The sequence below is a fragment of the Pseudomonas lini genome (assembly GCF_001042905.1).
Taxonomy (GTDB): Bacteria; Pseudomonadota; Gammaproteobacteria; order Pseudomonadales; family Pseudomonadaceae; genus Aquipseudomonas; species Aquipseudomonas lini.
In genome coordinates this window covers 712521-733172 of sequence record NZ_JYLB01000002.1, presented here as the reverse complement: position 1 = coordinate 733172, position 20652 = coordinate 712521, and the positions used below count along the sequence as shown (strand labels likewise).

18 protein-coding genes are annotated in these 20652 nt (G+C 57.4%); 3 read left to right on the top strand and 15 right to left on the bottom strand.

Annotated elements, in window-relative coordinates:
- Window positions 1–11 precede the first annotated feature (11 nt).
- Window positions 12–476, bottom strand: coding sequence for a DUF3859 domain-containing protein (locus tag TU81_RS07815; protein WP_038979700.1), 465 nt, complete (start codon window positions 474–476; stop codon window positions 12–14).
- Window positions 477–694: 218 nt separating this feature from the next.
- A complete protein-coding gene (locus TU81_RS07810) occupies window positions 695–1708 on the bottom strand; it encodes an amidohydrolase family protein (RefSeq protein WP_038979698.1) in 1014 nt (337 codons plus the stop codon).
- A gap of 162 nt (window positions 1709–1870) precedes the next feature.
- Between TU81_RS07810 and TU81_RS07805 the strand changes: the two genes are divergently transcribed.
- Both TU81_RS07805 and TU81_RS07800 read left to right on the top strand, forming a co-directional pair.
- Window positions 1871–2287 (top strand): OsmC family protein, encoded by a 417-nt coding sequence (locus TU81_RS07805; RefSeq protein ID WP_038979696.1) that lies wholly within the window; start codon window positions 1871–1873, stop codon window positions 2285–2287.
- Window positions 2288–2348: 61 nt separating this feature from the next.
- Window positions 2349–3209: a pirin family protein gene (locus TU81_RS07800; protein ID WP_038979695.1), complete on the top strand. Its 861-nt coding sequence runs from the start codon at window positions 2349–2351 to the stop codon at window positions 3207–3209.
- A gap of 311 nt (window positions 3210–3520) precedes the next feature.
- Here TU81_RS07800 and htpG read toward each other — a convergent pair whose 3' ends face one another.
- The 3 genes from htpG to TU81_RS07785 all read right to left on the bottom strand — a co-directional run bounded on the left by htpG (window position 3521) and on the right by TU81_RS07785 (window position 6444).
- Window positions 3521–5425 carry a molecular chaperone HtpG gene (gene htpG / locus TU81_RS07795; protein WP_038980238.1) on the bottom strand — a complete coding sequence of 635 codons (1905 nt, stop codon included), beginning with the start codon at window positions 5423–5425 and terminating at the stop codon, window positions 3521–3523.
- Between the two features lie 81 nt (window positions 5426–5506).
- Window positions 5507–5959, bottom strand: coding sequence for a PaaI family thioesterase (locus TU81_RS07790; RefSeq protein WP_030131718.1), 453 nt, complete (start codon window positions 5957–5959; stop codon window positions 5507–5509).
- Entirely contained in the window at window positions 5956–6444 is a 489-nt protein-coding gene (locus TU81_RS07785) for a PaaI family thioesterase (protein ID WP_038979693.1), read from the bottom strand. The genes TU81_RS07790 and TU81_RS07785 overlap by 4 nt, the downstream gene beginning before the upstream one ends.
- 156 nt (window positions 6445–6600) lie before the next feature.
- Between TU81_RS07785 and TU81_RS07780 the strand changes: the two genes are divergently transcribed.
- Window positions 6601–6858, top strand: coding sequence for a hypothetical protein (locus tag TU81_RS07780; protein ID WP_038979691.1), 258 nt, complete (start codon window positions 6601–6603; stop codon window positions 6856–6858).
- A gap of 65 nt (window positions 6859–6923) precedes the next feature.
- Here TU81_RS07780 and TU81_RS07775 read toward each other — a convergent pair whose 3' ends face one another.
- The 10 genes from TU81_RS07775 to sdhA form a co-directional block, all read right to left on the bottom strand.
- Window positions 6924–7325 (bottom strand): MAPEG family protein, encoded by a 402-nt coding sequence (locus TU81_RS07775; RefSeq protein ID WP_048394341.1) that lies wholly within the window; start codon window positions 7323–7325, stop codon window positions 6924–6926.
- Window positions 7325–8062, bottom strand: a complete 738-nt coding sequence (locus TU81_RS07770; protein WP_048394339.1) for a DUF599 domain-containing protein — start codon at window positions 8060–8062, stop codon at window positions 7325–7327. Before TU81_RS07770 ends, TU81_RS07775 begins: the two co-directional genes overlap by 1 nt.
- Window positions 8063–8324: 262 nt before the next feature.
- The gene (gene brnQ / locus TU81_RS07765; RefSeq protein ID WP_048394337.1) at window positions 8325–9638 is read right to left on the bottom strand and encodes a branched-chain amino acid transport system II carrier protein; all 1314 of its coding nucleotides are present in this window, start codon (window positions 9636–9638) and stop codon (window positions 8325–8327) included.
- Between the two features lie 394 nt (window positions 9639–10032).
- Window positions 10033–10914, bottom strand: a complete 882-nt coding sequence (sucD, locus tag TU81_RS07760; RefSeq protein ID WP_007898976.1) for a succinate--CoA ligase subunit alpha — start codon at window positions 10912–10914, stop codon at window positions 10033–10035.
- Window positions 10914–12080, bottom strand: coding sequence for an ADP-forming succinate--CoA ligase subunit beta (gene sucC / locus TU81_RS07755; protein ID WP_007898980.1), 1167 nt, complete (start codon window positions 12078–12080; stop codon window positions 10914–10916). The genes sucD and sucC overlap by 1 nt, the downstream gene beginning before the upstream one ends.
- A gap of 179 nt (window positions 12081–12259) precedes the next feature.
- Window positions 12260–13696 carry a dihydrolipoyl dehydrogenase gene (gene lpdA, locus TU81_RS07750; RefSeq protein ID WP_007898983.1) on the bottom strand — a complete coding sequence of 479 codons (1437 nt, stop codon included), beginning with the start codon at window positions 13694–13696 and terminating at the stop codon, window positions 12260–12262.
- 110 nt (window positions 13697–13806) lie between these two features.
- On the bottom strand, window positions 13807–15024 hold the full coding sequence (odhB, locus tag TU81_RS07745; RefSeq protein WP_007898985.1) for a 2-oxoglutarate dehydrogenase complex dihydrolipoyllysine-residue succinyltransferase: 1218 nt from the start codon (window positions 15022–15024) through the stop codon (window positions 13807–13809).
- Window positions 15025–15066: 42 nt separating this feature from the next.
- Window positions 15067–17898 (bottom strand): 2-oxoglutarate dehydrogenase E1 component, encoded by a 2832-nt coding sequence (locus tag TU81_RS07740; RefSeq protein WP_038979684.1) that lies wholly within the window; start codon window positions 17896–17898, stop codon window positions 15067–15069.
- 262 nt (window positions 17899–18160) lie between these two features.
- On the bottom strand, window positions 18161–18865 hold the full coding sequence (locus TU81_RS07735) for a succinate dehydrogenase iron-sulfur subunit (RefSeq protein WP_038980237.1): 705 nt from the start codon (window positions 18863–18865) through the stop codon (window positions 18161–18163).
- An 11-nt stretch (window positions 18866–18876) separates the two neighbouring features.
- Complete coding sequence (gene sdhA / locus TU81_RS07730) at window positions 18877–20649, bottom strand: succinate dehydrogenase flavoprotein subunit (protein ID WP_038979682.1); 1773 nt, start codon at window positions 20647–20649, stop codon at window positions 18877–18879.
- Window positions 20650–20652: the final 3 nt, after the last annotated feature.

Below are 20652 nucleotides of genomic sequence, written 5' to 3'. Positions count from 1 at the left end.
GGTGAGAGCGATCAGCGCACGGTAAAGCGTTGCTGGGCCAGCAGGCGATCGCCCTGGAACACCATGAAACGCCATTCACCGGGAACGACTTCGTGGCTTTCGGTGAACTCGTACGCCATCACGTCCTGCGGAGCGCCAGGCACCAGTTTCTGAGTGACTTCCAGCTTGTCGTGACGCACGCCATCCGGAGTACGGATGCCCGGCGTGAAATAGAGCAACGTCAGCGGCTGGTCTTCGGCGACCTTGCCGGCCAACTGGTAACGCATACCGAACTTGGTGCCGAGTTTGGCGGGGACGATTTCGGTTTGCTGTATCTGTTCATTGCTGCGGCGCAAAACTCGCTCGCCCGATTGCAGTTCGGCTTTCGGGCCAGCGAACACGCCATATTCCACCGGGCCTTCGACACGGACTTCGGCACTGGCCAGACCACTGACGAACATCATTGTGGCCAGGGCGGCTAAACGGGTGAGGTGCATGGTGCGCTCCTTGATTGAGATGGCCGGAGCGTATGACACGGACATGACTTATTGATGACAGGTCCGAGTTTGGCGACAGGTTCAACAAATGGGTTGAATGAGCTACCGCTTTCGCGAGCAAGCCCGCTCCCACACTGGATCTCCTGTGTACATAGATGTTGTAAACGACCGAGATCCAGTGTGGGAGCGGGCTTGCTCGCGAAGGCCGCGCCGCGAAATCAGCTTTTACCAACGGAACGAGGCAAAATCGCCAAAAAGTTATCCCGTGCAATCTTTCTGGCAACATCCTCCCGTAAGGCATCAAGAAACGGATCGAAGCTGCGCATTTCCTGACCGAGCTTGTTGAAACGTCCCACCACATCGGAACCGAGCATGAAGCGCTCCGGAAAGCGCTCCACCAGCTTCACCCATTCATCCCGAGGCTTGCCCTGCTCATCCAGCAGATAAGGCGTCAGCATGCTCCAGGACAGGTCAATGAACAGATTGGGGTAGGCCTCGAGCATTCGCGACAGCGTTGGCAACAGAAAATCCAGCTGCGTCTGATGCCGATGAATCTCCGCACTGGTGCCTGCATGAGCCCAGATAAACCGGGTGTGCGGATGATTGCGCAGCGGCTCTTCGACTTCTGCCAGGTACAGCGGATTTTTCTCACGCTTGGAGGTGATGTTGGAATGCAGCATCACCGGCAAGTCGTTCTCGGCAGCCAGGTGATAGATGCGGGTCATCGCCTCGTTGTTGGCCCGCGGCGTGTCGCCGGACGTCAGCGCAGTCAGATCGTCGTGACGGGTAAAGACTTCGCCGATGCCCTGCCAAAGCCCGGGATTGAGGTCGAGCATGCGCTGGATGTGTGCCGCGGAGTTTTTGTCATTCGGGTTGAAGCCGGACAGGAAAGGGTGAAAACGCTGGCGCTGCTCGGGCGTCAACTTATTCACCGCCGCCGCGACGATCACATCGGTCGCGCTGTACCAGTAGGCATCGGCGTCATCGCCGGCGTAATAACGTGGGCGCTTGGGTTCGTCTTCGTGCCATTTCTTGGCCACCGGAATGCCGGAAATCATCACATGCTCGATGGCGTTGTCGTCCATGGCCGTGAGCAATTTCGACATGCCCGCCGTTTCCTGGAAGAAATCGACGTAATGCAGGTGCGCATCGCTGTAGGCATATTCGCGAGCGTAGGCATCAACGCTGCACAGCGCCAACAGCCAGGCGAGGCTCAAGCGGATCGGGGGCACGGAATTCTCCTGTGATGGGCAACTGCGGTATGAGCACCATAGACCGCCCCGCGCAAACCGGGGTTCAGCCGGCAAGAAAGTGGAACGCGAACTTGAAGGAATGCTCTATAACTTCACGGTCTTTTTGATCGAATGACTTTTCCACTGCCCGCGAGGTTTCCCATGACTGTTACCGTCAATACCATCTCCGCCGAAGGTTTTCGTCACAGCGTCCAGATCGATGACCACGAACTTTTTGCCGATGTGCCGAAAACCTCTGGCGGCGAAGGCACCGCGCCCGAGCCCCATGACTACTTCGATGCAGCCCTCGGTGCCTGTAAGGCCCTGACGCTGAAAATGTATGCCCAGAAAAAAAACATCCCGCTGACGGGTGTCGAGGTTGAGGTCACGCGCGACAACAGTGAAGAGCAGAAAGGCAAATACGCCCTGCACGTCGAACTCACGCTCAAGGGTGTGCTTACCGACGCTCAGCGTGACGAACTGCACCGCGTGGCCGACCGCTGCCCGGTACACAAGCTCATGACCACTTCCGAGATCAGCATCGAAACCCATCTGTCCGAAGGTGCCTTCAGCCAATAGCGGCAAGGGCTGCGCAAGCGGGTTATGCTCCCTGCGTCACCCGCTCAGCCTGGAATGCACCATGAACACTCCGCTCGTGATCCGCCCTCGCGCCGAAGATGTCGAAGGTCAGCCGATTCTTCGCCCGTTGCCGTCAGCCAAATGCCGCAACGTCGGGCCTTTCGTGTTTTTCGACCACATGCTCGAAACCCGTTATCCGGCGGGCAAAGGCATGAACATCCGTCAGCATCCGCACATCGGTCTGTCCACCCTCACCTACCTGTTCGAAGGGCAAATCCAGCACAAGGACAGCCTCGGTTCCGATCAGGTGGTGAATGCCGGCGATGTCAGCTGGATGACCGCGGGTAGCGCAATTGCCCACGTCGAACGCACGCCCGAGCCATTGAAAGACAGCGGCTTTACGATGCACGGCTTACAGATCTGGCTGGCTTCGCCCAAGGATCGTGAACACGGTCCGGGACACTACAGCCACCATCCGGCTGCCACGCTGCCCGTCAGCGATAACCTTGGCGTGAAGATACGGATGATCGCCGGGTCAGGCTTCTGCCTCGAATCGCCGGTCCCAGTGCTTTCTCCTACGCTCTACGCCGAATTGAACCTGCAAACAGCGACCACATTGCTGATTCCCACCGAGCATGAAGAACGGGCACTGTATGTACTGAGCGGTGAGGCGCAACTGGATGGCGAGGCGCTGGAGCCGCATTCGCTGGTGGTATTGCCGGCCGGGGAAGAGATGACACTGTTCGCCGAGAGCGACTGTCATGCCGTGCTGTTTGGCGGCGCGCCGCTGGATGGCCCGCGACGGATCAACTGGAATTTCGTGGCCAGTGATCCAGCATTGATCGATGAAGCACGTCGGCGCTGGGCGGCCGGGGATTGGCCGACTGTGCCGGGGGAAAGTGAGCGGATCGAGTTGCCTTAGGTCCTGAGTCGCCTATCAGATTGCCTTCAAAATAAAAACCATCAAGACAGTTGCTCCCACATTTGATCGAGTCGTCCGCAAAATTTACAGTCGACGCCGATCCACTGTGGGAGCGGGCTTGCTCGCGAAGGGGACGGCACTAACACCACCCCTATCAGGGCTACAAACAGCAATCAGCCCTTGAACACTTCATCCAGCAAGTCATACATCGATGGCGACGGAACGAACCATGATTTGGCTCATGATTAACTCCCGGTAAAAAAGCCCCAGAATGAAAAAACCCGCCGAAGCGGGTTTTTTTTACAACTCGGTTAAACCGACAGTTCAACCAACAGCTTGTTCAGACGGCGCACATAAGCCGCCGGGTCTTTCAAGCTGTCGCCGGCCGCCAGGGCCGCCTGATCGAACAGGATGTGCGACAGGTCGCCGAAGCGCTCGTCGCTCTGCTCGTTGTCGAGTTTCTCGATCAGCGGGTGAGCCGGGTTGAATTCGAAGATTGGCTTCGAATCCGGAACCTTCTGACCGCTGGCTTCCAGGATCTGGCGCATTTGCAGGCCCAGGTCCTGCTCGCCGATGGCCAGAATCGCCGGGGAATCGGTCAGACGATGGGAAACCCGCACTTCAGCAACGGAGTCGCCCAAAGCGGTCTTGAGACGCTCAACCAGGCCTTCTTTGGACTTGGCGACTTCTTCCGCGGCTTTCTTGTCTTCTTCCGAATCCAGGTTGCCGAGGTCCAGGTCACCGCGTGCCACGTCGACAAAGCTCTTGCCGTCGAAGTCGTTGAGGTAGCTCATCAGCCACTCGTCGATGCGGTCGGTCAGCAGCAGCACTTCGATGCCTTTCTTGCGGAAGACTTCCAGGTGCGGGCTGTTTTTGACTTGCGCGTAAGTTTCACCGGTCAGGTAGTAGATCTTGTCCTGACCTTCCTTGGCGCGGGCCAGGTAGTCGGCCAGACCTACAACCTGCTCGCCGTCATCGCCCTGAGTGGACGCGAAACGCAGCAGGCCGGCAATTTTTTCTTTGTTGGCGAAGTCTTCTGCCGGGCCTTCTTTCATGACCTGACCGAAGTTCTTCCAGAAGCCTTTGTATTGCTCAGGCTCGTTCTTCGCCAGTTTTTCCAGCATGTCCAGAACGCGCTTGGTCAGCGCCGACTTCATCGAATCGATGATCGGGTCTTTCTGCAGGATTTCCCGCGACACGTTCAACGACAGGTCGTTGGAGTCGACCACGCCTTTGATGAAGCGCAGGTACAGCGGCAGGAACGACTCGGCCTGATCCATGACGAACACACGCTGCACGTACAGCTTCAGGCCCTTCGGCGCTTCACGCTGGTACAGGTCGAACGGAGCACGGGTCGGCACATAAAGCAGCGAGGTGTACTCGAGTTTGCCTTCGACCTTGTTGTGGCTCCAGCTCAGCGGGTTTTCGAAATCGTGAGCGACGTGCTTGTAGAACTCCTGGTATTCCTCGTCCTTTACTTCAGTACGAGGGCGAGTCCACAGGGCGCTGGCGCGGTTGACGGTTTCCCATTCAACGGCCGGTTGCTCTTCACCTTCAGCGGCTGCCACTTCTTTCGGCAGCTCGATCGGCAAGGCGATATGGTCGGAGTACTTCTTGATGATGTTGCGCAGACGCCAGCCATCGGCGAACTCGTCTTCAGCGGACTTCAGGTGCAGGACGATGCGAGTACCACGGTCGGCTTTCTCGACGGTGGAGATTTCGAATTCGCCTTCGCCCTTGGACGACCAGTGCACACCTTCGCTGGCAGCGAGGCCGGCACGGCGGCTGAATACGTCAACTTTATCGGCGACGATGAAGGCCGAATAGAAACCGACACCGAACTGACCGATCAGGTGCGAGTCTTTTTTCTGATCGCCAGACAGGTGTTTCATGAAATCGGCAGTGCCGGATTTGGCGATGGTACCCAGATGGGTGACCGCGTCTTCACGGCTCATGCCGATGCCGTTGTCTTCGAGGGTGACGGTTTTAGCGTCCTTGTCGAAGCTCACACGGATTTTCAGTTCAGCGCCGCCTTCCAGCAATTCAGGCTTGGCGAGGGCTTCAAAGCGTAATTTATCGACAGCGTCAGAGGCGTTCGAGATCAATTCGCGAAGGAAAATTTCCTTGTTGGAATACAGCGAATGGATCATGAGGTGCAGCAGTTGCTTCACCTCGGTCTGGAAGCCCAGGGTTTCCTTTTGAGTTTCCACACTCATGGTCATCAAACTCCAATCAGATGGCAGTGGCCGCGACCTTGAGGGTCGGCGGCGGGTTGTCCTCAGAGTTGGGGGCTGAGATCAGGATTTCAAGGGCTCTTCGATTTTGAAGTGAGCGCGGGCCGTGGCAATGGGCTCGGCTTCGGTGCTTTGCCAAGCGGTAATTGCCACGTTTGCCACCCGACGCCCCTGTCGGCACACCTGGCATCTGGCCCAGGTATCGCGAAACTGCCCCGCGCGCAGGTAGTCGAGGGAAAAGTCGATAATCTTCGGCACACCAGGCGAGCCGGTGAAGATCAGCAGGTGCAGTGCTGCCGAGAGCTCCATGAACCCAGCAATCACCCCGCCATGAATCGCCGGCAATAAAGGATTACCAATGTTGTCTTTGTTGGCCGGTAGACGAAACAGCAGCTCATCCCCCACCCGTGAACATTCGACGCCGATCAGTCTGGCGTAGGGAATCAGGTCCAGCAGCGAGGCGTAGTCTCCCTGCGCATGGGCCTGTTGAAGTTGTTCCTTGAACGTGTCGGTCATTTCGCAACTCCAGCGACGGCACCGGCAATAGCACCGCCAAAACCTTTGGTGCCTTTGATGCTCTTGCCCATACGCATGAAGGTGCCTACCACATGGGCGATGGGCTGTTCGGGGTCGTCCTGATAGGCAAAACCGCGCGCGAAGATCACGTCGGTGGTCACTCGGTAGCATTGAGCGAAGCCGTATACGTCCTTGTGCGGCTCGGCGGCGTGCATGTAGTCGATGCGCAAGTCGAGCGTCGGACAGACTTCGAATTCGGGCAGCACACAGAGGGTGGCCATGCCGCAGGCAGTGTCCATCAGTGAGGTCAGCGCACCACCATGAATCACCCCGGTTTGCGGATTACCGACGATCTGCGGGCTGTACGGCAAAATCACCGTCAATCCTTCGCTGCTGGCGCTGTGAACACGCATGCCGAGTACCTGACAATGCCGCAATGCCGACAGGAATCGCGTCGCACGCTCAAAAACGGGATTTTCGGCCATTTGATAAAACTCTTCTTAGTGTCTGGTCAAGTAGCGGGCTAGAAGGCAAAAGTTCCGCAGCAAAACAAACTTATATATCTGTATGAATTGAGGAACTTAACCCTATTCGCTGTGCTCGAAAGGCCAGTAGATATTTTCCATAAGGAGAAACACCCCATGCGTAAGACTTTAGCTATTGCCTTGATGTTGACCGCTTCCCTCGGTCTCGCTGCCTGCGATAAAAAATCCGAGGACAAAGCTCAAGATGCCACCAAACATGCCGAGCAAGCTCAGGAAAAAATGGGCGAAGCTCAGGATAAAGTGAACGAGGCTGCAAAAGAAAACGCCGAAGCTGCCAAAGCTCAGGCCGAATCGAACGCAGCAGCGGCAAAAGAAGCCGCTCCAGCTCCAGCGCCAGAAGCCCCTAAAAACTAAAACGTTTTTAGTGTGATAAAAGAAAACCCGCCAAGTGCGGGTTTTCTTTTTATTGGCGATAAGTATTAGAGCAAAATTGTTCTAAAAGTCGGACTAATCATCAGCAACAACGAACACACTACCCCCACAAACCACACTAGGCTGCGCTGCCAGGCCAGATCTACCCAATAGCACAGCAAGTAAATGATGCGCGCGATCACAAAGATGATTGCCAGCGTATCGATCAGCCATCCCGCCGTCTGCGTGGTGTACGCCATCAACACCCCTACCGCGAACAATAAGAACGCCTCGAAACTGTTCTGGTGGGCCGCCAATGCACGGGCGCCGAAACCGGTTAGTTGGGCCTGCTGCTGGCGCGGCAGGTGATTGTCGTAACCGCCCTGCTCGTTCATGGCCTTGGCCACTGGAATCTTTGCCACGTAAATCAACAATGCGCTGACAAACACACACCAGAACGGAATACTCATCAAGCAGCCTCCTTGTTCGCTTCAGGCAATGGCGCCTCTGTAGGGGTATACACCATTACATCAAGAACGTCGGAGTGAAACTCGCGGCGATACAACACCAGCACGACGCCGGCACTCATCAGCATGAACAACCAGGGGCTGACGAACCACGCCAGCATGGTCATGCCGAAGTAATAGGAACGCAGACCGAAGTTGAACTGGTTGGCCGCCATGGAGATGACACGGGCGGCTCGGGAAGCGAAGGCTTTGCGCTCTTGCTCGGACACATGGCGCTCGCCGATCATCGGTGCAGAGCCCACCAGAATCGCCGCAAAGTTGTACTGACGCATGCACCAACTGAAGGTAAAGAACGCATAGACAAACACCAGCGCCAGGCACAACAACTTGATCTCCGACATCCCTTGGGAAGCCTGTTGCACCATCGGGATATCCGCCAGCAACGACACGGCTCTGTCGGATGCACCCAACACCGTGAGAATACCGGCCAGGATAATCAGCGTACTGGAGGCGAAGAACGAGGCATTGCGTTCCAGGTTACCGATCACGCTGGCATCGGCAATGCGGTTGTCGCGCAACAGCATGCGGCGCATCCAGTCTTCGCGATACAGGTGCAGCACGCTGGCCAGGCACGCGGTGTCGCGGCCCTTCCACGTTGCGTAACGGGTGTAGCCACCCCAGCAGACGACAAACCAGAGTGCGGCGAGAATGTGGATCAGATTGGCGTGGATGAACGACATGCAATTCCCTGTGAGGCATTAGTTAAATCTGTAGGAGCGAGGCTTGCCCGCGAAGACGGCGTGTCAGTCGATAATTTCTTCGGATCTGACATCGCCTTTGCGGGCAAGCCTCGCTCCTACACAGGTAGTGCTTCGACGTTAGCGCAAGGAAAAAGACACCGCATCCCGCCCATAAAAAAATGCCCCGTATCGATTGATACGGGGCATTTCTATTTTTGCAGGAAGCCGTTCGAGGCCCGCTTGTGGCGGGCCTTAAAGCGACTTAAGCCAACGCTTCTTCGCGCTTGCCCAGCAGACGGTCGCAAACCACGGCAACCACCAGGGTCATGACCGCTGGCACTAGCCACGCCAGACCCTGCTCGCTCAGTGGCAGATGAGTCAGTTGAGTCGGCATCCAGTCAGCCAGACCGGCGCCCTTGAGGGCATCGATCAAACCAAAGATGAACGACACCAGCATCACCGGACCGACGATACGGCCCTGCTCATGCCAGAAATCCTTGCAGAAGCTCAGGGCTACCAGGGCGATGCACGGCGGGTAGATGGCGGTCAGCACCGGGATCGAGAAAGCAATCAGCTTGGTGAGGCCCAGGTTGGACACCAACAAGGAGAACGCAGCCAGGATGATCACCAGCGTCTTGTAGGACAGTGGCAGTACACGGCTGAAGTATTCGGCACAGGCACACGTCAGACCGACCGCTGTTACCAGGCAGGCCAGGGAGATCAACACCGCGAGGAAACCGCTGCCGAGCGAACCGAATGTGTGCTGAACATACGCGTGCAATACCGCCGCGCCGTTGGCAGCACCGGCGGCCACTTCATGGCTGCCCGAACCGAGACGGAACAGACTGACATAAACCAGTGCCAGGCCCACGCCGGCAATCAGACCGGCGATGATCGCGTAACGAGTGATCAACGCTGGCGATTCCACGCCGCGGGAGCGAATCGCATTAACGATGACAATGCCAAATACCAGCGCGCCCAGGGTATCCATGGTCAGGTAACCATTGATGAAGCCTTGGGAGAACGGTGCTGCGACATATTCAGGAGTGGCCACGCCGATTTCACCAGCCGGCAACGCGAACGCGGCGATGCCGAGAGCAGCCAGAGCGATGATCTTCAGCGGTGCAAGGAAACGTCCTACGGTGTCCAGCAGACGGCCCGGATAGAGCGAGATGAAGAACACCAGCAGGAAGTACACCGAGCTGTAGAGAAATAGCGCCAGCGGGCTCTCGCCAGTCAACGGCGCCAGGCCTACTTCAAACGACACGGTCGCGGTGCGCGGCGTCGCGAACAACGGGCCAACAGCGAGGTAGCACGCGGCTGCCAGCAGGCCACCGGCGACTTTACCGATCGGGCTGCTCAAGGCATCCATTGCACCACCGACCTTGGCCAGGGCGACAACGGTGATCACCGGCAGACCGACCGCGGTGATCAGAAAACCCAGCGCCGCCATCCAGACATTAGGCCCGGACTGCAAACCGACGATAGGCGGGAAGATGATGTTGCCAGCCCCGACGAACAGGGCAAACGTCATAAAACCCAGTGCCAGGATGTCCTGGCCTTTCAACACTTTCATTAAGGAAATACCACACTACTGAATCGGAATTTAGAGAGGGATTTCCCTTATGGGTGAGGGAAATGCTGTCGGCCCGTATAGGACTAACCCGTTTAGCGCGTCGCTGCCTTGTGGGCCGCGGACGCAAAAATGGCTGCTAGCCTAACGAATTTGCACGACAAACGCACTGTTACAGGGCGAACTATCCGATACGCGACATTTCAATGTCGCGTTTACATATCTAAATTTCATCGAAAACAGCAAAGATCAAAAGATCGCAGCCTTCGGCAGCTCCTACATGGACTGCATTCCAACTGTAGGAGCTGTCGAAGGCTGCGATCTTTTGATCTTTGGAAACGACAAAGGCCACCCGAAGGTGGCCTTTGTCAGCAGAGTTACAAGCTAAGCGCGAGGCTTACTTGATCGCCCAACCGGTCAGCTCGGACAAAGCCTTGCCGATGTCTGCCAGCGAACGCACGGTTTTAACGCCTGCGTCTTCCAGGGCAGCAAACTTCTCGTCTGCAGTGCCTTTGCCGCCAGAGATGATTGCGCCAGCATGGCCCATGCGCTTGCCCGCAGGGGCAGTCACACCAGCGATGTAGGAAACAACCGGCTTGGTCACGTTTGCCTTGATGTAGGCAGCCGCTTCTTCTTCAGCCGAACCGCCGATCTCACCGATCATTACGATCGCTTCGGTCTTCGGGTCTTCCTGGAACAGCTTCAGGATGTCGATGAAGTTCGAACCCGGGATCGGGTCACCACCGATGCCGACGCAAGTCGACTGACCGAAACCGGCGTCAGTAGTCTGCTTCACAGCTTCGTAGGTCAGGGTGCCGGAACGGGAAACGATACCGACCTTGCCTGGCAAGTGAATGTGACCTGGCATGATGCCGATCTTGCATTCGCCTGGAGTGATCACGCCTGGGCAGTTAGGACCGATCAGGACTACGCCCAGCTCGTCGCACTTGACCTTGGCATCCAGCATGTCCAGGGTAGGAATGCCTTCAGTGATGCAAACGATCAGCTTGATGCCGCCGAAGGCTGCTTCCAGGATGGAGTCCTTGCAGAAAGGAGCTGGAACGTAGATCACGCTGGCGGTGGCGCCAGTGGCAGCTACAGCGTCTTTCACGGTGTTGAACACTGGCAGACCCAGGTGCTCGGTGCCGCCTTTGCCTGGAGTTACACCACCAACCATCTTGGTGCCGTACTCGATGGCTTGCTGGGTGTGGAAACTACCTTGCGAACCGGTAATACCCTGGCAGATAACTTTGGTGTCTTTATTGATCAGGACGCTCATTATTTGCCCTCCGCAGCTTTAACGACTTGTTGAGCAGCGTCGGTCAGGCTGGTAGCAGCGATGATGTTCAAACCGCTTTCTGCCAGTACTTTAGCGCCCAGCTCAGCGTTGTTGCCTTCAAGGCGAACAACAACCGGGATTTTCACGCCGACTTCTTTCACAGCGCCGATGATGCCTTCGGCAATCATGTCGCAACGAACGATGCCGCCGAAGATGTTGACCAATACTGCAGCGACGTTAGTGTCGGACAGGATGATCTTGAACGCTTCGGTTACGCGTTCTTTGGTAGCACCGCCGCCCACGTCGAGGAAGTTGGCTGGTTTGCCGCCATGCAGGTTGACGATGTCCATGGTACCCATGGCCAGGCCAGCACCGTTGACCATGCAACCGATGTTGCCTTCCAGTGCTACGTAGTTCAGTTCGAACTTGGCAGCGTGCGCTTCGCGCGGATCGTCTTGCGACGGATCGTGGAAAGTCTTCAGCTTAGGCTGACGGTACATGGCGTTGGCGTCGATGTTGATCTTGGCGTCGAGGCAATGCAGATCGCCGTCAGCCTTGATCACCAGCGGGTTCACTTCCAGCAGAGCCAGGTCGTGATCCTTGAACAGCTTGGCCAGACCTACGAAGATCTTGGCGAACTGAGCAACTTGCTTGCCTTCCAGGCCCAGCTGGAATGCCAGCTCGCGACCCTGGAATGGCTGAGCGCCAACCAGTGGATCGATAGTGGCCTTGAGGATTTTCTCAGGGGTGTCGTGAGCGATTTTCTCGATGTCCACGCCACCTTCGGTGGAAGCCATGAACACGATGCGACGGCTCGAACGGTCAACGACAGCGCCCAGGTACAGCTCTTTAGCGATATCAGTGCACGATTCAACCAGGATCTTGGTGACTGGCTGACCATTGGCATCAGTCTGGTAAGTCACCAGACGCTTGCCCAACCACTGTTGAGCGAATGCTTTGGCGTCTTCTTTGCTGCGAACCAGCTTTACGCCGCCCGCTTTACCGCGACCACCAGCGTGGACCTGGGCTTTGACAACCCACTCGGTGCCGCCGATTTTGTCGCAAGCTTCTGCTGCTGCTTCCGGGGTGTCTACTGCGTAGCCGGTCGAAACTGGCAGGCCGTACTCAGCGAACAGCTGCTTACCCTGATACTCGTGAAGATTCATGCTTATTACCGTCTTCGTTAGGTACTGCGCATTCGGTGCTGCACTTGTTCAAGTGCCGCACCACCTGTGACTGCTGCTTGCGTAGCTGAGCTACGCAAGACTGCGTCCAGCGGACATTCCGCGGTGAGTCTTGCATGCAAGGCTCACGACGGGCCGTACCGCCGTGGTTTCTTATTGTCTTAACGCTTCTTGCGGTTGGCGATGTGGATGGCGCCGCCATTCACAGCCAAAGCTGCTTCGTGCAAGGCTTCAGACAGGGTCGGATGGGAGAAAACCATCATGCCCAGGTCTTCAGCGCTGGTGCCGAATTCCATACCGATCGCGCCCTGCTGAACCAGTTCTGCAGCGCTCGGGCCAATCACGTGGACGCCCAATACGCGGTCAGTCTTGGCATCGGCAATGACTTTCACGAAACCGCCGGTGTCGTTGGCTGCCATGGCACGGCCACTGGCTGCGAACGGGAAGGTGCCAACGTTAACTTCAACGCCTTCAGCCTTCAAGGTCTGCTCGGTTTTGCCGACCCACGCGATTTCCGGGTGAGTATAAATAACTGACGGGATCAAATCATAGTTCATCTGGGCTTTGTGGCCCTTGATGCGCTCAACGACCATGATGCCCTCTTCCGAGGCTTTGTGTGCCAGCATCATGCCGCGAACCACGTCACCGATGGCGTAAACGCCCGGTACGGTGGTGGCGCAGTGATCGTCAACGTGCACGAAACCGCGCTCGTCCAGGGTCACGCCGCAATCAGCAGCCAGCAGATCAGTGGTCACCGGACGGCGACCAACGGCTACGATCAACTTGTCGAACGTGATGTTCTGTTCGCCGTTGGCATCGGTGTAGTTCACAACGACTTCGTCGCCGTTCACTTTGGAACCGGTAACGCGAGCGCCCAGCTTGATGTCCAGACCTTGTTTGGTCAGGGTTTTCAGCGCTTCCTTGGAAACGGCAGCGTCAGCGGCCATCAGGAAGGTGTCCAGCGCTTCGAGAACGGTAACTTCTGCGCCCAGACGGGACCAGACCGAACCCAGTTCCAGACCGATCACGCCAGCGCCAATCACGCCCAGACGTTTTGGAACCGATTGGAATTCCAGCGCGCCGGTGGAATCGACGATCACATTCTGGTCGACCGGAGCCGGTGGAATGTCGATCGGACGCGAACCTGGAGCCAGAATCACGTTCTCGGCTTCAATGATTTCTACCGAACCGTCAGGCTTGGTGACTTCGACTTTCTTGCCGGCCAGCAGTTTGCCGTGGCCCTGGATCGAGGTCACACCGTTAGCCTTGAACAGGGTCGCAACACCCGAGGTCAGGCCTTTGACGATGTTGGCTTTACGGCCGACCATTGCTGGCACGTCCATGGTCACGCCAGCGTGATTGATACCGTGGATCGCGAAACCATCTTGGGCTTCGTGGAACTTCCAGGAGCTGTCCAGCAGCGCCTTGGATGGAATGCAGCCGACGTTCAGGCAAGTACCGCCGAGGGCCAGTTTGCCTTCCTTGTCGGTGTATTTCTCGATGCAGGCAGTGGAGAGGCCCAGTTGCGCTGCTTTAATGGCAGCCACGTAGCCGCCAGGGCCCGCGCCAATCACTACCACGTCGAATTTCTGAGTCATGTGTCATTCCTTCTCGAATCAAACCGGACGGCCCCTTTTGGGGACCGTCGTGGGACGAAGCTGGTCATTACAGAAGAGCCGCTCATCGCTGAGCGGCCCGTGCAACGAAATCAGATATCCAGCAGCAAACGAGCCGGGTCTTCCAGCAGGTTCTTGATGGTAACCAGGAAGGTCACAGCTTCTTTGCCGTCGATCAAACGGTGATCGTAGGACAGAGCGAGGTACATCATCGGACGGATAACGACTTGACCGTTGATCGCCATAGGACGCTGCAGAATGTTGTGCATGCCCAGGATGGCCGCTTGCGGCGGGTTGACGATCGGGGTCGACATCATCGAACCGAAAGTACCACCGTTGGTGATGGTGAACGTGCCACCGGTCATTTCGTCCATCGACAGCTTGCCGTCGCGAGCCTTCTTGCCGAAGGTGGCGATGCCGCCTTCGATTTCAGCCAGGCTCATCAGTTCGGCGTTACGCAGAACCGGTACAACCAGGCCGCGGTCGCTGGAAACAGCAACACCGACGTCAGCGTAGCCGTGATAAACGATGTCAGCACCGTCGATCGACGCGTTGACAGCCGGGAAGCGTTTCAGCGCTTCGGTGGCAGCCTTGACGAAGAACGACATGAAGCCCAGGCGCACACCATTATGGCTCTTCTCAAAGAGATCCTTGTACTTCGAACGCAACGCCATGACTTCGGTCATGTCGACTTCGTTGAAAGTGGTCAGCATTGCCATGTTCGATTGAGCTTCAACCAGACGCTTGGCAACGGTGGCCCGCACGCGAGTCATCGGTACGCGCTTCTCGATGCGATCGCCGGCAGCGAACACTGGAGCAGCAGCGGCAGGCGCAGCAGCCTTGGCAGGCGCGGCAGCCGGAGCGGCTTTCTTGGCAGCTACAGCGGCAACAACGTCTTCCTTGGTCACACGACCGCCTTTGCCAGTGCCGGCAACGGAAGCGATGTTGATGCCGTTTTCTTCAGCCAGCTTGCGAGCAGCCGGTGCCGCAACAGGATCGTCTTCGCCCGCTTCGGCAGGAGCAGCGGCAGCGGCAGCAGGTGCAGCAGCGGCGGCTGGCGCGGCAGCAGCACTGCCCTCACCGATGGAGCCCAGAACTTCGTCGGACAGAACGGTGTCGCCTTCGTTCTTGACGATAGCGCCCAGCACGCCATCAGCGGTGGCCAACACTTCCAGTACGACTTTGTCAGTTTCGATGTCGACGATCAGTTCGTCACGCTTGACGGCGTCGCCCGGTTTTTTGTGCCAGGTGGCAACGGTGCCATCGGCAACCGATTCCGGGAAAGTGGGGGCTTTGATTTCGATAGCCATTATCTGTGGGTCCTTAAATTCGGTTTCAGGTGCGCGAAGGCGTTAAACAGTAAAGGCGTCTTGCAGCAGTTGTTCCTGCTGCTCAGCGTGCATCGATGCATAACCACAAGCAGGTGCAGCAGAAGCATCACGGCCCGCGTACTCAAGTACGAGAGACTTGTCGTGGTTGCCAACGATGCGGCGCATGTGGTGTTGGCTGCAGTACCAGGCACCCTGGTTCATCGGCTCTTCCTGACACCAAACGATATGTTTGAGGTTGGTGTACGGAGCCAGGACTTCGTTCAAGTCGTCCTCAGGGAATGGGTACAGCTGCTCGATACGCACGATGGCGATGTCATCACGACCTTCGGCACGGCGTTTTTCCAGCAGGTCGTAGTAGACCTTGCCGCTACACAGAACAACGCGCTCGACCTTTTTCGGGTCCAGGGCATCGATTTCCGGGATAACGGTCTGGAACGAACCTTCAGCCAGATCTTCCAGGGTCGAGATGGCCAGTTTATGACGCAGCAGCGACTTCGGAGTCAGAACGATCAACGGCTTGCGCAGCGGGCGAATCACCTGACGACGCAGCAAGTGGTAGATCTGAGCCGGCGTAGTCGGAACGGCAACCTGAATATTGTGCTCGGCGCACAGCTGCAGGTAACGCTCCAGACGAGCCGAAGAGTGCTCTGGACCCTGACCTTCATAACCGTGCGGCAGCAGCATGGTCAGACCGCAGAGACGACCCCACTTGTGCTCGCCACTGGTGATGAACTGGTCGATAACCACTTGGGCACCGTTGGCGAAGTCGCCGAACTGGGCTTCCCAGATCACCAGCGCCTCAGGCGTGGTGGTCGAGTAACCGTATTCGAACGCCAGCACGGCTTCTTCGGACAGGAACGAATCGTACAGGTCGAAACGTGGCTGACCCTTGTACAGGTTTTGCAGCGGGACGTAGGTACCCGCGTCTTTCTGGTTGTGCAAGACAGCGTGACGGTGCGAGAACGTACCGCGACCGATGTCCTGACCCGTCATGCGAATCGGGTGACCTTCGAACGCCAGGGTCGCGTACGCCATGGTTTCGGCGTAACCCCAGTTGATCGGCAGGCCGCCGGCTTGCATTTTCTGACGGTCTTCGTAGATTTTCGAGACCTGGCGCTGAACCACGAAGCCTTCCGGAATTTCCAGCAGCTTGGCGGACAGTTCCTGCAAGGTTTTCAGATCGAAGCGAGTGTCGTGACGCGCGGTCCAGGCGTGGCCCAGATACGGACGCCAGTCCACGAACAACTCTTTGTTCGGCTCTTTGACCAGACTTTTTACAACATGCAGACCGTTGTCCAGCGCATTGCGGTATTCGTCGACTTTCGCCTGAACACGCTCTGCGTCCAGTACACCGCCCTGGGTCAGACGATCGGCATACAGCTCACGGGTGGTGCGCTGTTTGGTGATCTGCTGATACATGATTGGCTGGGTACCGCTAGGCTCGTCGGCCTCGTTGTGGCCGCGACGACGGTAGCAGACCAGGTCGATCACCACGTCACGCTTGAACTGCATGCGGTAGTCGATGGCCAGCTGGGTCACGAACAACACGGCTTCCGGATCATCACCATTCACATGGAGGATCGGCGCCTGGATCATCTTCGCAACGTCGGTCGCGTACTCGGTGGAGCGCGAGTCCAGCGGATTGCTGATGGTGAAACCGACCTGGTTGTTGATCACGATGTGCACGGTGCCGCCGGTCTTGAAACCGCGGGTCTGCGACATCTGGAAGGTTTCCATCACCACACCCTGACCGGCGAATGCCGCGTCACCATGGATGGAGATCGGCAGAACCTTCTCGCCGGTAGGGTCGTTACGACGATCCTGACGAGCGCGAACCGAACCCTCGACCACCGGAGAAACGATTTCCAGGTGAGACGGGTTGAACGCCATGGCCAGGTGAACTTCACCGCCAGTGGTCATCACGTTGGACGAGAAGCCCTGGTGATACTTAACGTCACCGGAACCCAGCTCGACCTTCTTCTTGCCTTCGAACTCGTCGAACAGCTCGCGCGGGTTCTTGCCGAAGGTGTTGACCAGCACGTTCAGGCGACCACGGTGGGCCATGCCGATGACGATTTCCTTGGTGCCGTAGGAACCGGAACGCTGGATCAGCTCGTCGAGCATCGGAATCAGGCTCTCGCCGCCTTCCAGACCGAAACGCTTGGTACCCGGGTATTTGGTCCCGAGGTATTTTTCAAGACCTTCGCCGGCGGTGACGCGTTCGAGCAGGTGGCCCTTGATGTCGGCGGAGTACGTCGGACGGCCGCGCACGCTTTCCAGACGCTGCTGGAACCACTGGCGCTGCTCGGAATCGGTGATATGCGTAAATTCAGCGCCGATGGTGCGGCAATATGTCTGCTGCAACGCTTCGTGAATTTCGCGTAGGCTCGCCTCCTCTTTGCCGATGAACAGGTCGCCGGCACGGAAGGTCGTATCAAGATCGGCATTGGTCAAGCCGTAATGATTGATTGACAGGTCTGCAGGTGCAGGACGCTGCCACAGCCCCAGCGGGTCAAGCTGGGCTGCCTGGTGGCCACGCATACGGTAGGCCTGGATCAATCGCAGCACTTCAACTTGCTTCTTCTCGTGCTCACTGCTCACGCTGCCGGCGGAAACCGGTTGGGCGCGGCGCTGGTTCTTTGCCAGCAAGACGAAATGATCGCGAATTGTGGAGTGCGAAACATCGGTGACAGTGTCGCCATCAGCAGGCAACTTCTGGAAGTAGGTGCGCCACTCTTCTGGCACAGCGTTAGGGTCGTGCAGGTAGAGCTCGTAGAGCTCTTCCACATAGGCAGCGTTACTACCGGATAGGTAGGCGCTGTTCCACATGCGCTGCATCACGCTTTCTTGCATGCTTGGTCACCCTCGGTTAGGGGAACACCACCGGCGTCGACACCGAGAAAACTTGCAGAAGTCCGAATGCAGCGACTAAAACAAGCCACTTAGGATCACGCTGATAGTCCGGGTACCAGCCCGGATGCCCCTGCTTGTCTCATTTCTTCAAAATAAGAGCTGCAGCCTTATAAGCTGCTGCTCAGGTTAAAACTACGGCGCCGGTTGAAGCCTGCGCCGTAGCATCTACGGGTATTGCGGTCCTACGGGTACAGCAGCTGAATCACACGCCGCTTGAAAGCAGCATGTTACGAATGTGACCGATGGCCTTAGTCGGGTTCAGGCCTTTCGGACAAACGTTGACGCAGTTCATGATGCCCCGGCAGCGGAATACGCTGAACGGGTCATCCAGCGAAGCCAGACGCTCGGATGTCTTGTTGTCGCGGCTGTCTGCCAGGAAGCGATAGGCTTGCAGCAAAGCAGCCGGACCCAGGAACTTGTCCGGGTTCCACCAGAAGGACGGGCACGAAGTCGAGCAGCAAGCGCACAGGATGCACTCGTACAGACCGTCGAGCTTTTCACGCTCTTCAGGGGACTGCAGACGCTCGATGGCCGGAGCCGGCGTGTCGTTCTGCAGGTATGGCTTAACCTTTTCGTATTGCTTGTAGAAGATGCTCATATCGACGACCAGGTCACGGATAACCGGCAAACCTGGCAACGGACGAACGATCAGCTTGTTACGTTTTACGACGGCAGACAGCGGCGTGATGCACGCCAGACCGTTTTTGCCGTTGATGTTCATGCCGTCGGAACCGCAAACACCTTCACGGCAAGAGCGACGATAGGAGAAACCTTCGTCCTGCTCTTTGATCAGGGCCAGCACGTCCAGCACCATCAGGTCTTTACCACCGGTATCAACCTGGAATTCCTGCATGAACGGCGCAGCGTCCTGATCAGGGTTGTAACGATAAACACTGACTTGCAACATGGCGGCCACCCTTAATAAGTCCGAATCTTAGGTTCAAAAGTCGGAACAGTCTTCGGCGAGAAGTTCACAGCACGCTTGGTAACGCGCTTGTCACCCGGGAAGTACAGGGTGTGGCACAGCCAGTTTTCGTCGTCACGGTCTTCGAAGTCTTCACGGGCGTGAGCACCGCGGGACTCTTTACGCACTTCTGCAGCGATGGCAGTAGCTTCGGCCACTTCCAGCAGGTTCTGCAGTTCCAGCGCTTCGATACGCGCGGTGTTGAACGCCTGGCTCTTGTCATTGATCTTGACGTTGGCGATACGGCCACGCAGATCAGCCAGCTGAGCAATACCCTTCTGCATGTATTCGCCGGTACGGAACACACCGAAGTAGTTCTGCATGCAGTTTTGCAGTTCGCGACGCAGGGTTGCCACGTCTTCACCTTCGGTACGCTCGTTCAGAGCGGACAGACGTGCCAGGGCCGCGTTGATGTCGGCGTCGGTGGCGTCATCGTATTCGATACCGTCGGTCAGCGCTTTTTCCAGGTGCAGGCCGGCAGCGCGGCCGAATACCACCAAGTCGAGCAGCGAGTTGCCGCCCAGACGGTTGGCGCCGTGAACCGATACGCACGCCACTTCACCCACTGCGAACAGGCCAGGGATGATTTCGTCGACGCCTTCGTCGTTCTGGGTGATTGCCTGACCATGAATGTTGGTCGGAACGCCGCCCATCATGTAGTGGCAGGTCGGAACAACCGGAACCGGAGCAACAACAGGGTCAACGTGTGCGAAAGTCTTGGACAGTTCGCAGATGCCTGGCAGACGGCTGTGCAGCACTTCCTCGCCCAGGTGGTCGAGTTTGAGCATTACGTGGTCGCCATTCGGACCGCAACCGTTACCGGCAATGATTTCTTTAACCATCGAACGGGCAACAACGTCACGACCGGCAAGGTCTTTGGCGTTCGGAGCATAACGCTCCATGAAACGCTCGCCGTGCTTGTTGATCAGGTAACCACCTTCACCACGGCAACCTTCGGTGACCAGTACACCGGCGCCGGCGATGCCGGTCGGGTGGAACTGCCACATTTCGATGTCTTGTACCGGTACGCCGGCACGCAGCGCCATGCCAACGCCGTCACCGGTGTTGATCAGGGCGTTGGTGGTCGATGCGTAGATACGACCTGCACCGCCGGTGGCCAGTACGGTGGCCTTGGCACGGATGTAGGTGGTTTCACCGGTTTCGATGCAGATGGCAATCACGCCGACGAATGCGCCTTCCTGGTTTTTCACCAGATCAACAGCGTAGTACTCGTTCAGGAACGTGGTGCCAGCTTTCAGGTTGCCCTGATAAAGGGTGTGCAGCAGCGCGTGACCGGTACGGTCGGAAGCGGCGCAGGTACGGGCGGCCTGGCCACCTTTACCGTAATCCTTGGACTGACCACCGAACGGACGCTGATAGATACGACCTTGTTCGGTACGCGAGAACGGCATACCCATGTGGTCCAGCTCGTATACGGCGGCCGGGCCTTCCTGACACATGTACTCGATAGCGTCCTGGTCACCGATATAGTCGGAACCCTTGACGGTATCGTACATGTGCCAGCGCCAGTCATCGTTCGGATCGGCAGACGCGATGGCGCAAGTGATGCCGCCCTGGGCCGACACGGTGTGCGAACGAGTCGGGAAAACCTTGGTGATCACGGCAGTCTTGTGACCGCCTTGTGCCAGTTGCAGCGCTGCGCGCATGCCGGCACCGCCACCACCAATAATGATGGCGTCGAAAGAAATCGTTGGAATGTTAGCCATGGA